Genomic DNA, 13,195 nt, shown 5'->3' on the forward strand with positions numbered 1-13,195 from the left:
GATTGCCTGTGAGCCCCGATGTCTCTTCCAAAGACCGATTCATGCGGGAGTGTTGACATGTGATCGAAGGTCTCGTTGGCTTATTGGGCCTGGCCGGACGTGCCACTTTCCTCTCTCGCTCGCCGAGCGCCCCGCATCCGTACGCCGCACCCGCCGCACCCCGCCGTCCTTCGAACGTGAGGCCCGATGCCGACGATCTCCCGTGCCCCGGACACCGGGGTCTGGCTGCTGACCACGCCCCGTACCTCGTACGCCGTGCACATCGACGAGACGGGCGCGCCCTGCCACCTCGCCTGGGGACCGCGGCTGACACCGCGGGAGGCGGAGCAGCTGGTCGTGCCCGCCGGGGAGGCGGCGAGCAGCTTCGAGGGACGGCCCGCGGTGGGCGAGGAACTGCCGGTCGACGGCGGGACGCGCTACGGCGCGCCGTCCCTCCAGGTCCGCTACGCGGACGGCTCACGCGGCTTCGAGTGGCAGCCGACCGGACACCGCGTCCTCACACCATCCGATGGCCTCAGCGAACTCCGTCTGGAATTCCGCGACCGCCACTACCCGCTGCACGTCGCCCTCCACTACCGGGTGCGGGACGACACGGATGTCATCGAGCGCTGGACGGTGCTGCGCAACGACGGTGAGCAGCGGCTCAGCCTGCTGCGCGCCGACTCGGCGGCCTGGTCCCTGCCCCCGCTGGCCGACTACCGGCTCAGTCATGTCACCGGCCAGTGGTCCGCGGAGAGTCAGCTGCGCCGCGAGCGCCTACCGCACGGGGAGACCGTGCTGACCAGCAGGCGTGGCATCCCCAGCCACCACGCCAGTCCCTGGGTGATGGTGGACGAGGGCGACGCCGGCGAGGAGCACGGCCGGGTGTTCGGCGCGGCCCTTGCCTGGAGCGGGAGTTGGCGCATCACCACGCAGCGCACACCGGACGGACGCGCGGGTTTCACCGGTGGCGTCGGCCACGAGGGCACATGCGTACCGCTCGCGCCGGGCGAGGAATTCACCACCCCGGTGTTCGCCGGGCTGTTCACGGACGGCGGGTTCGGCGCGGCGAGCCGGGCCTGGCACGCGTACGTACTGCGCCACGTCCTGCCACACGGGCGGGAGGTGGCGCCCGTGCTCTACAACTCCTGGGAGGCCACCGGCTTCGACGTGGACGAGGCGAACCAGACGGCGCTGGCCGAGCGGGCCGCCGCCCTGGGCGTGGAGCTGTATGTGGTCGACGACGGCTGGTTCGGGGCCCGGCGAAGCGACCACGCGGGGTTGGGCGACTGGACCCCGGCCCGGGAGCGCTTCCCGCGGGGCCTCGGCCCGCTGGCCGACACGGTGCACCGCCTGGGCATGCGCTTCGGCATCTGGGTGGAGCCGGAGATGGTCAACCCCGACAGCGACCTCTACCGCGAGCACCCCGACTGGGTCCTGCACACCCCCGGGCGGGCCCGCAGTGAGCTGCGCAACCAACTCGTTCTGAACTTCGCGCGCGACGACGTGGCCGACTGGGCCTACGGCTGGCTGACCCGGCTGGTCGCCGACCACGGCATCGACTTCCTCAAATGGGACATGAACCGCGCCTTCAGCGAGGCCGGGTGGCCCGGCACTCCGGACGGCCACGACCGGCTGTGGACGCGCTACGTGGCCAATCTGTACGGCGTCCTCGACCGGCTCCGGGCCGACCACACCGGGCTGCGCATCGAGACGTGCAGTGGCGGTGGCGGACGCGTGGATCTGGGCATCCTCACCCGTACGGACCAGGCGTGGGTGTCGGACAACACCGACGCCGTCGACCGTCTGGTCATCCAGCACGGCTTCGGTCAGCTCCACCCGGCGCGCACGATGTCCGCGTGGGTGACCGATGTGCCCAATCAACTCACCGCCCGCACCGTGCCGTTGAGGTTCCGCTTCCATGTGGCGATGTGCGGGCTGCTGGGCATCGGCGGGGATCTCGCCCGCTGGTCCGAGCAGGAACTCGCCGAGGGCGCCGACCTGGTGGCCGAGTACAAACGGGTGCGCCACGTCGTCCAGCACGGCGCCCTGTACCGGCTGTCCGGGCCGCACGGCGAGGTGCCGACCGTGGTGCAGTACGCCGCCGAGGAGGGCACCGAGACCCTGGTGCTGGCCTGGCAGCGCGGCCCGCGCCACGGAGTCCCGCGGCTGCCGGTACGGCTGCGCGGGCTCACCCCCGGCGCCCGCTACCGCGACACCCGCACCGGTGAGGTGCACCACGCCACCGTGCTGGCCGAGTACGGATTCCGCCCGGACCTCCCGTCCGGTGACTGGGCGAGCACGGCCGTACACCTGGTCAGGATGGGGCAGGACGAGACGTGACACCGCCACTGCCGCGGTAGGCGGCGGTGGCGATTCCGACGAACGAGCGGATCAGGGGGTTCGTGTCGGCCTCGTTCCACGCCACCACCACGCGGCTCGGCTCCATGTCGGTCAGCGGCACCACGGTGAGCCCGTCCGGCGGCTCGTGGTCCACGAGCGTCATGCCGACCGTGCCGTTCCACAGCACGGCTTGGCGGCATTCCTGGACGCCACGCACCACCGGGCCCTCGCGAGGTTCCCCGCCGTTCCAGTACGACTGCCAGGCGGGGTCGGTGCCCTCCGGGAACAGGAACCAGCGGCGGTCCGCCAGGTCGGCCAGTTTCACGCTGTCGCGGCCGGCCAGCGGATCGTCGGCCCGCAGCAGTGCGCCCACCGGGTCGGCGCGCAGTTCGTGCACGGTCAGGCCGGTCTCGTCGAACGGCCCGCGGGTCAGGGCGATGTCCACCAGCCCGGCGCGCAGCCCGCAGGTGGGATCGGTCAGGTCGGTCTCGCGGATATGGACCTCGACGCCCGGGTGCCGCCGGTAGTAGGCGCCGGCCAGCCGGGTGGCGTCCGGATCGGTGCTGTCCCCCAGGATGCCCACGGTGAGGCTCGCGGTGCCGGCCGCCGCGGCCACGCGTACGCGTACCCGGTCGGCGTGGTCGAGCAGGGCGCGCGCCTCATCGAGCAGTACGGCCCCCACCGGAGTGAGCGTGACACCGGCGGACGATCGGCGGAACAGCGCGGCGCCCAGCTCGGTCTCCAGCTGCTTGATCGCCCGGCTCAGTGGCGGCTGGCTCATATGCAGCCGGACGGCGGCCCGGCCGAAGTGGAGTTCCTCGGCGACCGCCACGAAATAGCGCAGCGTGCGTAGCTCCATGGTGCAACGATACCCATCCGGTATCGGCACCACAGAAGAAGTCCTGGACGGTCACGGCGGCCCGGCAGTGGAATCGCGGTGTGACGGAAGAACCGGAAACAAGTGTCCAGGTGAAGAGCCGCTACGCCACCGAGCCCGCCACCGGCGCCGCCAGGAAGACGGGATGGGAATCGTGAACGTGGCGTATTGGATCGTCGCCGGTCTACTCGCCCTCTTCTACCTCTACGGGGGCGGGGTGAAGGTGGTCCGGAGCCGTGAGCGCCTCCGGCCGATGATGGCCTGGGTGGACACCACGCCGATGGCGGCTGTCAGGGCCATCGGCGTGATCGAGGTGCTCGGCGCGACCGGGCTGATCCTCCCGCCGCTGACCGGCATCGCGCCCTGGCTGGCCGTGGCCGCGGCCGTTGGGTTCGTGGTCCTGCAGATCGGCGCCACGAGGGTGCACCTGCGCCGGGGAGACCGCCAGGTGGCGCTCAACATCACGCTCCTTCTCGCCGCGGCCGTGACCATCTGGCCGGCCACGGCATGGCTGTGACATCGGGCGGGGCCACTCATGGGCCCGCCCAGCCAAAAGGTGACAAAATAATCCCAGGAGGTTGATCCACGCCGGGCAGGAGGGCTGGTGGACCTGGACGCCGTCGCCGATGAGCTGTACGCCCTGCCACCTGCGGACTTCACCGCCGCCCGCGATGAGCGCGCCAAGGACGCCCGCACCGCGGGAGACCGGAAGCTGGCCGAGCGGATCCGCCGCTTGCGCCGCCCCACCAAGGCGGCGTGGGCGAGCAACCTGCTGGTACGGCGGCAGCCGGACGAGGCCGAGCAGGTCCTTCGGCTCGGAGAGGCCCTGCGGCAAGCACACCAGGATCTGGACGGCGGGCAACTGCGGAAGCTGTCCGCACAGCAGCGTCAGGTCATCGCGGCGCTCGCCCGCCAGGCGAGGGATCTGACCACGCGGGCCGGGCAACCGATCGGCGAGGGCGCCCAGCGCGAGGTGGAGGAGACACTACGAGCTGTGCTGGCCGACCCGGACGCGGGTCAGGAGTGGGTGCGGGGGCGACTGACCAAGCCGCTCACGGCACCGACCGGATTCGCGCCCGTCGCCGGCGCCGCCCGGTCCGCGCCACCCGCCTCGCGCCGCGGCGAGCGGGCCTCCGGCGGCCGGGTGGCCGATTTGGACGCCGCCCGTTCGCGGCGCCGCGAACGGCAAGAGCGGGAGCGGCGCCGGGAAGAAGAGCAAGAGCGGCGCCGCGCGGAACAGGAGAAGCGCCGCGCGGAACAGGAGAAGCTTCGCGAACAGCGAGAGCGGCAGGCCCGCGCGCAGCGGGAGGCCGAGGACGCCGAGCGCCAGCTGCGCGCCCGCGAGGCGGAGTTCACCGCGGCCGAGGAGGAGCAAGGCAGGACTGACCAGCGAAAACACCAGGCACAGCAGCGTCTGGCGGACCTGAGCAAGCAGCTGAAAGAGGCCGAGGGCGAGCAGCGGGAGGCCGATGGCGCCGTCCGGGAGGCCCGCACGCGGGTGCGAAAGGCGGAGCGGGCGGTCCATGAGGCGAGGCGGCGGGCCACGGACGCGGCAGCACAAGCGGAACAACTCGCCGATCAAGGAAATCCGCCGACGGTGTGAGGAACAGGCAAGACAGGAAACCCGGCCACATGAGTTCGCGCTGGACGGCCCAGTCCGGTCGAAGGCCGAACAAAGCACCATGCGAGGGAGGCAGCGATGATGAGCGACGACAGGGCAGACGACGTCTATCAGCCGACCGGCACCAACGAGGAGCAGGAGGACGCGGCCGCCCTGGACGCCCAGGACTCCCTGGACGAGCGCGACTACGACGAGATGCTCGACGAGGGCTACTCGCCACCGGAGAAGCCACTGGGTGTCACCAAGAACGGCACGACGGCGGCCGAACAGCGCGAGCGCGAGACGCTCGACGAACGGCTGGCCGAAGAGACCCCCGACGTCGAAGCCCCGGCGGGCGACGAGGTGGGAGATGTGCAGGAGGGTGAGGGCGAACCGATCGACCCCGAGGCGGGAACGGACCGCACGGGCCGACTCGTCGCCCCCGACGAGGGAGCGCACACCGACACCACCAAGGAAGCCATCGCCAGGGACGAAGGCATCGACGCGGGCGCCGCCGGTGCCGAGGAAGCCGCCGTGCACACCGTCCCGGATGAACAACTCGAAGAGGAAGGCGACGCGGAACCGGATCGTTGATCCTGCCACAGCACGGCGGATCGGCCGGAAGGCCCGGTCGATCGGCCCGAGTTCGGAGACCTGCCCGTGCTCGGTGAGGTCCGGTGCCGGACTGCGGTCCGCAATCGCCACGCCGGTGGGTGGGCGCAACCGCCACGTTGTCCGCACCTCCGCGTCCACGGACGCGGTTCAGTGGTGCAGATCCTCGGCGGTGAGGGTGTCCCGGGTCTCCGGCGCCCAGGCCAGGCTGACGGCCGTACCGAGCAGCAGCACCAGCGCCATCCATCCCATCGACCAGCCCGCGCCGAAGTGGCTCAGGCTGACCGGCAGGACGAAGGTGCCGATGGCGGACGCCACCCTGCTGGTGCCGTTGAGCAAGCCGACCCCGGAGCCGCGCAGCGCGGTGGGGAAGAGTTCCGCCGGATAGACCTGGGTGATGGTGGAGGCACCGGCCATGACGAAGGTGTAGATCAGGAAGGGGACCATCAGCGCCCCGCTGGAGCCTTCGCTGAGCACGGCCATGGCCCCCAGACACAGTGTGAGGATCGCGAAGGTGCCGATGGTGAACGGCCTGCGGCCCAGGCGCTGCACCGGCCACAGCCCGATCACCCCGCCCAGCAGCAGGGCCAGGTTGAGCACCAGGTTCTGGGTGTCGGCCCCGGAGATGTTCAGGGTGGCCAGGATCTGCGGCATGAAGGTGTAGATGGCGAAGTAGGGCAGCACCTGGGCGCTGTAGAAGATGACACCGAACCAGGTCTTGGTCGCCTGGCCGCGGGCGAAGAGCTCGCGGTAGCGCGCCGCGGGCGGCTGCGCGGCGGCCGCGGCCTCAGCGTCGGCGGCGGTGGCCTCGGACTGCCCCAGGTAGGTGCGGCGGATCCGGGCGGCCTCGGTGGCGCGGCCACGGGCGGCCAGCCAACTCGGGGATTCGGGGATGCCGATCCGCAGCAGCAGCACCAGCAGGGCGGGCAGGGCTCCGCTGGCGAGCAGCCAGTACGCGGTGGTGCCGTTGATCGGGATGTACGTGCCCAGGATGTTGGCCAGTACGTAGCCGACGGTCCACAGCACGGTGAGCGAGCCCAGGAGGACACCGCGCAGCCGGGCGGGGACGAACTCGGAGAGCAGGGTCGGGCCGACGGCGTAGTCCGCGCCCAGACCGAAGCCGATCGCCAGCCGGAGCAGGAAGAGGACCAGCGGACTGTGCGCCCAGAACTGGGCGGCGGAGGCGACCGCGATCAGCACGAAGTTGTAGAGGTACAGCTTCTGGCGTCCGATCACGTCCGCCACCCGCCCCAGCAGGATGCTGCCGAAGAACAGGCCGATCAGGGCGGACGCGCCGAGCAGACCCTGCCAGACGCCGGACAGGTGCATGGTCTCGCCGAGCGCGGGCAGCACCGCGCCGATGACACCGAGGGCATAGCCGTCGGAGAAGTTCGCCCCGAAGGTGGTGGCCGTCACCCGGATGTGGAAACCGGTGAGTGGCTCGGCCGGGGCGGAGCCCGGCGCCGCCTCCCGCTCCCCCGCCGTCCGTGCGTCCGCCGCCTCCGTGTCCACTGCCACGCCTTGCCTCCCGACCGACCGTTCACCGTCTGGACGGCCCAGCATGCATGAATTCATACAGTCAAACAATAGGTTGACTGTAGATTCTCATTCACTAACGATGCTCCACGACTTCAACCGGCGGGTGGCGCGCCGCGGGGGCGTCAGGCTGCCGGACCCCGTCAACGAGGGGGTGTTCGCACGCGGCTGCGCCGTCACGTACTACGCCGAAACCGACGTCCTGGTGCCGCTCGACAGCGTGGCCGAGATCAACGACCAACCGACGTCGAGGGGGTGGCCGAGTGGGAGGGCTTCGGCACCCGGTTCTACGATCGGACACGACCAAGGTACGTGCACGGGCCAGCGGTTGCCCGGCCGGCTGCGTCGTGCCACGCGGAAGGGCGGCCGCCTGTGGCGGCGGGGGACCACAAGGATGTGAGACGTGAGTGAACGCCGGACGGCATCAAGTGCCTCACCGGCCGTGGGGCGGGCGCTGGATGTCCTGCTGCACCTCGCCGGCCGCTCGGGGCCGGTTCGGGCATCGGCACTGGCCAGAGACCTGGAGATGCCCCGCTCGTCGCTCTACCACATCCTCGCGGTCCTGGTTGATCGCGGGTTTGTCACCTACGTCCCGGAGGAGCAGGCTTACGGTCTGGGCGTCACGTCCTTCGAAATCGGCTCCGCCTACTTGCGGCACGAGCCCCTGAAGCGACTCGCCCGCCCCATTCTGCGCAACCTGTCGAACCGGCTCGGCCAGTCGGTGCACCTGGGCATCCTCTACGGCGCCGAGACGGTCTACCTACTCAAGGAGCGGCCGCCAAGGGGCCATTCGAGGTACACCGACGCCACTCCCGTCACCGACGTCGGCGTCCGGCTGCCGGCCCACCTCACGGCCAACGGCCGTGCGATCCTGGCCCACTCCAGCGAGGCGCACCTCCGGGCGGTCTTCCCCCGGCCGGGGGATCTCTGCACCCGTACCGGCAGAGGTCCCCGGTCGCTGGCGGAGCTACGGAACCTGCTGGCGCGGGACCGTGAGCGCGGGTGGTCGGAGGAGGTCGAGCTGGTCTCCGATGGGCTCCGGTCGATAGGGGTGCCGGCGTTCGATCACAACGAGCGGCCCATAGCGGCCGTCAGCAGCACATGGCGGCGCCACCACCACCGGCATGAAGCGGATCATGTGCGGGACATCCTGCAACAGGGCGCGGCGCGGCTGACGGCGGCGGTCGCCGGCCACGCTCCCCACGCCCGATGAAGGGCCACTGACCAAGGCGTTCACGGAACGGGTTTCTCGGATCCGAGAAACCCCGACCGCATGGCTGGCTCCCGGCGTATGCGCCGCGTGTCATGGGCACGGAACTCCCCTGATCGTCCAGGCACCACGGCCTCCCACAGGCCGACAGTCCCCCCACGGATGCACTCCCCCCACAGATGAAGGATCCAGCGCCGACCATGACCGCGAACTGTCCCGACGCGACCAGGCCCGTCCCGCCTCAGGAGACCGACGCCACCCTGCACTTCACGGGCCCAGCCACCTTCGGCCGCGTCCCCCGCCTGGACCAGGTCGGCATCGCGGACATCGCCGTGGTCGGGGTGCCGTTCGACGCCGGTGTCTCCTACCGGCCCGGGGCCCGCTTCGGGGCGAACGCCGTCCGCGAGGCGTCGCGCCAGCTGCGCCCCTACAACCCAGCCCTGGACGTGTATCCGTTTCACTACGCCCAGGTCGCCGACGCCGGTGACATCACCGCCAATCCCCACAACATCGACCAGGCCGTCGAGAGCGTCGAGGCGGGCGCGGACGCTCTGCTGTCCACGGGCGCGCAGCTGATGACGCTGGGCGGCGACCACACCATCGCGCTTCCGCTCCTGCGCTCGGTGGCCCGCCGCCACGGCCCGGTGGCACTGCTGCACTTCGACGCGCACCTGGACACCTGGGACTCCCACTTCGGCGCCCAGTACACCCATGGGACTCCGTTCCGCCGCGCGGTCGAGGAGGGCCTCCTCGACACCTCCGCGCTCTCCCACGTCGGCACCCGCGGCTCGCTGTACAGCAAGGAAGACCTGGACGAGGACACCAAGCTGGGCTTCGGGATCGTCACCGCTGCCGATGTGATGCGACGCGGGGTGGACGAGGTGGTCCAGCAGCTCAAGGAGCGCATCGGCAAACGGCCGCTGTACATCTCCGTGGACATCGATGTACTGGATCCCGCACACGCCCCGGGCACCGGCACCCCCGAGGCGGGTGGCCTCACCTCGCGGGAACTGCTGGAGATCGTGCGCGGGCTCGCCGATTGCTATGTGGTCTCCGCCGACCTGGTCGAGGTCGCCCCGGCGTACGACCACGCCGAGATCACCGCCGTGGCCGCCTCGCACATCGCGTATGAGCTGATCACCCTCATGTCCCGGCAGATCGCCTTCTTCCGCTGGGTGGAGGAGAACAAGCCGTCGTAGCCGGGCGACCGCGGGAACGGGTCTTGGGGAGCGCACGCCCGACGGAGACGAGGACGGTTCCCTCACCCTGAACGTGTGGTCCCCGCGGACGGCGCTGGAGCAGAACACCTCCGGTGACCGGCACGGCGTTTCCTGTCGCAATCTGTGGGATACAGGGCGCTATCGTCATGGCAGCGGTCCGGCCGCCGCGCGAGGCTGTGAACAACGTCCCAGCGCCGGGGCGTACCGCTACGGACACGGAGACCGAATACATGACGACTGACCTTGATATCGCGGCGGGGGTGAAGGTGCCGGCGACGACGCTGGCGCGCGAGGCGACGGAGCTGATCCGTGACACGACGAGCGAGCTCATCTACCACCACTCACGTCGGGTGTACTTCTTCGGCAGTCTGCGGGGTCGCGGACGCGATCTGAGCTTCGACCCGGAGCTGCTGTATCTGGGGGCGATGTTCCACGACGTGGGCCTGAACGAGGCGTTCCATGCCAGCGGCCACCGTTTCGAGGTGGACAGCGCGAACGAGGCGAGGCGGTTCCTGCAGGCTCATGGTGTCCCCGAGGACGGCGTCCGCCGGGTCTGGACGGCGATCGCCCTGCACACCACTCCCGGCATCCCCGAGTTCATGGAACCGGAAGTGGCCCTGGTGACGGCCGGTGTCGAGTACGACGTGCTCGGCATCGGATATGGGGACCTCTCCGCCGAGGACCGGGAGGCGGTCGTGGCGCTGCATCCACGCCCCGACTTCAAGAACAGGATTCTGCGGGCGTTCACCGACGGCGTCCGTCCCAAGCCGGAGACGACGTTCGGCAACGTCAAGGCGGATGTCCTGGAGCACTTCGTACCCGGCTTCGAGCGGGGGGACTTCGTCCGGACGATCCTGGATTCCCGGTGGGCGGAATAGCCCGGCGGGCGGCGGGACCATCGCGGGCATCACGGGCATCCGGTGGCGGAGGCACCGTCGCGATCGTCGCGTTCGACGGGGTGCAGCTGCTGGATGTCACCGGGCCGGTGGAGGTCTTCACCACGGCCAACCACTACGGTGCCGACTACGACGTACGGGTCGTCTCCCTCTCCGGTGACGCCGTCAGCACCTCTTCGGGGCTGGTGATCAGCGCTGAGGGCGCGCCTGGCACACTGCCGCAACGCCTGGGCACCCTGCTGGTCCCCGGCAGAAGGGACTGGCGCTCGGCAGTGGCCGACACCGACCTGATCGGGCTGGTGACCGAGCTGTCGACGCGGGCGAAGCGCGTGGCGTCCGTGTGCGCGGGGGCCTTCGTACTGGCCGAGGCCGGCATCCTGGACGGCCGCCGTGCCGCCACGCACTGGGAACTGGCCTCCCAGCTGGCCGCCGCCTATCCGCGGGTGCGGGTGGACGGCCATCCCATCTTCGTCCGGGACGGCCATGTGGCCACATCGGCCGGTATCACCGCGGGGATCGATCTTTCGCTGGCCCTGGTCGAGGAGGACTGGGGAGCGGAGGTGGCACGCGATGTGGCCAGGCAGCTGGTGGTCTTCATGGCCCGCCCGGGCGGGCAGGCGCAGTTCAGCGCGCGGCTGGTCCCGCGGGAACCCCGGCGCCCGGCGGTGCGCCGGGTGATGGACCGCGTCACCGCGGACCCCGCGGGGAGCCATACGCTCGCCACGCTGGCCGACTCGGGCGGTGTGAGCGTCCGTCACCTCGAGCGGCTGTTCCGCACCGAGGTCGGCATGACCCCGGGCCAGTACGTCGAATCCGTCCGCGTGGAGGCCGCCCGGACTCTGCTCGCCGATGGCACCGGCACGGTCGAGGAGGTGGCGCGACAGGCGGGGTTCGGTTCCTCGGAGTCGCTGCGCCGGGTCTTTCAGCACACCCTCGGGGTGTCACCGACGGTCTACCGCGCCCGCTTCCGCAGCACCCTCGGCGACCGGACACGCTGAGGGACGTCGGCCGACGGTGGGCCGACAGCAAACGGCCCTCACCGACGGGGGAACGGCGAGGGCCTACATTCAGTGTGGCACGAATCAGCGCGGAAGAATCCGTTCCGAGCGACAAACATTGCATATATCTGCCGCCCGGCTCCCCGCCGGTGCGGCCGGTGCCCCTCCGGCACGCCTCGGTCGCGGCGGTGAGCTGTGGTACGGCCACGGGCAACTCCTCACGCTCATCGCCGCGCCGCCGGGGAACGAGAAGGCGCCCGAACACCGCAAGCGGTTCGTCTCCCGGAAGTACCGCACCGGCCCACCCGGTCGTGCGCGTCCACCCCGAGAGCGGCGAACGCGGTCTGTTCATCGGTGGTTTCGCCCGGAGTTTCATCGGCCTCGCCCCGTCCGAGTCGCGCGATCTGCCGCGGATCTTCCGCCATGACAGTGCCCGCCCGGTGTGCGCGATCCGCACACCGGGCGGGCCCGGCGTGTGCCGCTACGCCCCTTCGCGGGCCGTGCGCGCCGCGCGGGCCAGGTCCAGGTCGGTGGTCTCCGGCGCCAGGAACTGTGACACGACGGCGCCGACCACCAGCACTCCGGCGCCGACCAGCAGCACGAACTCCGCTCCGAAGTGGTCGAGCCCCATCGGCAGCAGGAACGTACCGATCGCGGCGCCCACCCGGCTCATGGCCGTGGCGAAGCCGACGCCCGTGGTGCGCAGGGACGTGGGGAACACCTCCAGCGGATAGACCGCGGTCAGCGCGGAGGAGGCGGCGTTGAGGAAGATGAAGAACAGGAAGCCGACGACGATGACGGGGGTGGAGGACGGCCACACCGCCACCAGGGCCAGACACGCGGCCGTGATCCAGAACGGCGGGATCAGCAGCTTGCGGCGGCCGATCCGCTCCACGACCAGGCACCCCGCGGTGACACCGGCCACGGCGGTGAAGGAGTAGACGAGCAGCGCCGCCACCGCGTTGTCCCCCATGTGCAGAGCCTCGAAGACGTCCGTCCAGAAGGTGCCGATGGCGAAGTACGGCAGCACGAGGGCGGCCCAGAAGACGCTGGCGAACACCGTGGAACGCAGATGCTGCCGGCTGAAGAGCGCACGGAACCCGTCCTGCCGCACCTCGTCGCGCTCGTCGAGTTCCGCGGCGACATCCACCTCGATGCCGTACTTCTCGATCAGCGCCTCCGCCTCGTCCCGGCGCCCCTGGCTCAGCAGCCAGCGCGCGGACTCCGGGATGCCACCGCGCAGGGCCACACACACCAGCGCGATCACCGCACTGCTCGCCAGGGACCAGCGCCAGCCGCCGTCAACGGAGGTGAACAGCGCCCCCACGACCGTGGCCAGCGCGTACCCCAGGTACCAGCTGATCTCCAGGCTCGCCAGCAGCCGTCCGCGGCCACGTCGGCCCGCGTACTCCGACAGCAGCGGCGCGCCAATCGCGTACTCACCGCCGATCGCCACCCCCATCACCAGCCGGATGAGGAAGAGCTGTGGTCCGTCCACGACGAAGAACTGGAGCACCGAGCCGACCAGGAAGATCAACATGTCGATGAGGAACACCGGCCGGCGTCCGAACCGGTCGGCCAGCCGACCGAAGAGCGGCCCTCCGACGAAGATGCCGATCAGCGGTGCGGCGCCGACCATCCCCTGTTCCACGGAGGTCAGCTGGAGGTCGTCGGTGATCGCCCCCATCGCCAGGCCGATGCCACCGATGATGTAGCCGTCGATCCCCTGGCCGATCTGGGTGGCCAGCTTCAGCTTGGTGTGCAGCCGCTTCCGTTCGCGTTCGGTGGCGGGTGCGCCCGGCGGTGTGCTGGGCTCGTTGTGCTCGGTCACAGGCGTCGTTGCCATGCGCGGGTCCTTACCTAGAGGGGGAGAACGCCGCCCCGGGCAGAGCGGCCCCGGGAGGAGCGGGGGCCCGGGGGGAAG

At 70.7% G+C, this 13,195-nt stretch carries 11 protein-coding genes and 1 pseudogene; 9 read left to right on the top strand and 3 right to left on the bottom strand.

All coding sequences use genetic code 11. The features are described from left to right. Window positions 1–186 precede the first annotated feature (186 nt). Entirely contained in the window at window positions 187–2,322 is a 2,136-nt protein-coding gene (locus ACMTAK_RS05225; RefSeq protein WP_413805049.1) for an alpha-galactosidase, read from the top strand. Here ACMTAK_RS05225 and ACMTAK_RS05230 read toward each other — a convergent pair. After that, entirely contained in the window at window positions 2,297–3,181 is an 885-nt protein-coding gene (locus ACMTAK_RS05230; RefSeq protein ID WP_413805050.1) for a LysR family transcriptional regulator, read from the bottom strand. The genes ACMTAK_RS05225 and ACMTAK_RS05230 overlap by 26 nt on opposite strands. 172 nt (window positions 3,182–3,353) lie before the next feature. Here ACMTAK_RS05230 and ACMTAK_RS05235 point away from each other — a divergent pair, with 172 nt between their 5' ends. The 3 genes from ACMTAK_RS05235 (at window position 3,354) to ACMTAK_RS05245 (ending at window position 5,393) form a co-directional block, all read left to right on the top strand. Next, window positions 3,354–3,716 (top strand): DoxX family protein, encoded by a 363-nt coding sequence (locus ACMTAK_RS05235; protein WP_413812806.1) that lies wholly within the window; start codon window positions 3,354–3,356, stop codon window positions 3,714–3,716. Window positions 3,717–3,803: 87 nt separating this feature from the next. After that, a complete protein-coding gene (locus tag ACMTAK_RS05240) occupies window positions 3,804–4,802 on the top strand; it encodes a hypothetical protein (RefSeq protein WP_413805051.1) in 999 nt (332 codons plus the stop codon). A 96-nt stretch (window positions 4,803–4,898) separates the two neighbouring features. Continuing rightward, entirely contained in the window at window positions 4,899–5,393 is a 495-nt protein-coding gene (locus ACMTAK_RS05245) for a DUF5709 domain-containing protein (protein WP_413805052.1), read from the top strand. 168 nt (window positions 5,394–5,561) lie between these two features. Here ACMTAK_RS05245 and ACMTAK_RS05250 read toward each other — a convergent pair whose 3' ends face one another. Next, window positions 5,562–6,929 (bottom strand): MFS transporter, encoded by a 1,368-nt coding sequence (locus ACMTAK_RS05250; RefSeq protein WP_413805053.1) that lies wholly within the window; start codon window positions 6,927–6,929, stop codon window positions 5,562–5,564. Between the two features lie 103 nt (window positions 6,930–7,032). On the opposite strand from ACMTAK_RS05250, the pseudogene ACMTAK_RS05255 reads away from it, so the two are divergent. The 5 genes and pseudogenes from ACMTAK_RS05255 to ACMTAK_RS05275 all read left to right on the top strand — a co-directional run. After that, window positions 7,033–7,347, top strand: a pseudogene (locus ACMTAK_RS05255) (hypothetical protein); the annotation flags it as partial. A 3-nt stretch (window positions 7,348–7,350) separates the two neighbouring features. Then, window positions 7,351–8,160, top strand: coding sequence for an IclR family transcriptional regulator (locus tag ACMTAK_RS05260; RefSeq protein ID WP_413805054.1), 810 nt, complete (start codon window positions 7,351–7,353; stop codon window positions 8,158–8,160). A 197-nt stretch (window positions 8,161–8,357) separates the two neighbouring features. After that, a complete protein-coding gene (gene speB, locus ACMTAK_RS05265) occupies window positions 8,358–9,356 on the top strand; it encodes an agmatinase (RefSeq protein ID WP_413805055.1) in 999 nt (332 codons plus the stop codon). 251 nt (window positions 9,357–9,607) lie between these two features. Continuing rightward, window positions 9,608–10,255, top strand: a complete 648-nt coding sequence (locus tag ACMTAK_RS05270; protein WP_413805056.1) for an HD domain-containing protein — start codon at window positions 9,608–9,610, stop codon at window positions 10,253–10,255. A 62-nt stretch (window positions 10,256–10,317) separates the two neighbouring features. Further along, window positions 10,318–11,271, top strand: a complete 954-nt coding sequence (locus ACMTAK_RS05275; protein WP_413812807.1) for a GlxA family transcriptional regulator — start codon at window positions 10,318–10,320, stop codon at window positions 11,269–11,271. 481 nt (window positions 11,272–11,752) lie between these two features. On the opposite strand, the gene ACMTAK_RS05280 is transcribed toward ACMTAK_RS05275, so the two are convergent. After that, window positions 11,753–13,117, bottom strand: a complete 1,365-nt coding sequence (locus ACMTAK_RS05280; RefSeq protein WP_413805057.1) for an MFS transporter — start codon at window positions 13,115–13,117, stop codon at window positions 11,753–11,755. Window positions 13,118–13,195 lie beyond the last annotated feature (78 nt).

The sequence above is a fragment of the Streptomyces lacaronensis genome, from assembly GCF_047337785.1.
Classification (GTDB): domain Bacteria; phylum Actinomycetota; class Actinomycetes; order Streptomycetales; family Streptomycetaceae; genus Streptomyces; species Streptomyces lycopersici.

What these genes read in the sequence shown, in the direction of transcription:
- ACMTAK_RS05225 (WP_413805049.1), top strand. Translation starts at nt 187, where the DNA reads ATGCCGACGATCTCCCGTGCCCCGGACACCGGGGTCTGGCTGCTGACC.
- ACMTAK_RS05230 (WP_413805050.1), bottom strand. Translation starts at nt 3,181, where the DNA reads ATGGAGCTACGCACGCTGCGCTATTTCGTGGCGGTCGCCGAGGAACTC.
- ACMTAK_RS05245 (WP_413805052.1), top strand. Translation starts at nt 4,899, where the DNA reads ATGATGAGCGACGACAGGGCAGACGACGTCTATCAGCCGACCGGCACC.
- speB (WP_413805055.1), top strand. Translation starts at nt 8,358, where the DNA reads ATGACCGCGAACTGTCCCGACGCGACCAGGCCCGTCCCGCCTCAGGAG.
- ACMTAK_RS05270 (WP_413805056.1), top strand. Translation starts at nt 9,608, where the DNA reads ATGACGACTGACCTTGATATCGCGGCGGGGGTGAAGGTGCCGGCGACG.
- ACMTAK_RS05280 (WP_413805057.1), bottom strand. Translation starts at nt 13,117, where the DNA reads ATGGCAACGACGCCTGTGACCGAGCACAACGAGCCCAGCACACCGCCG.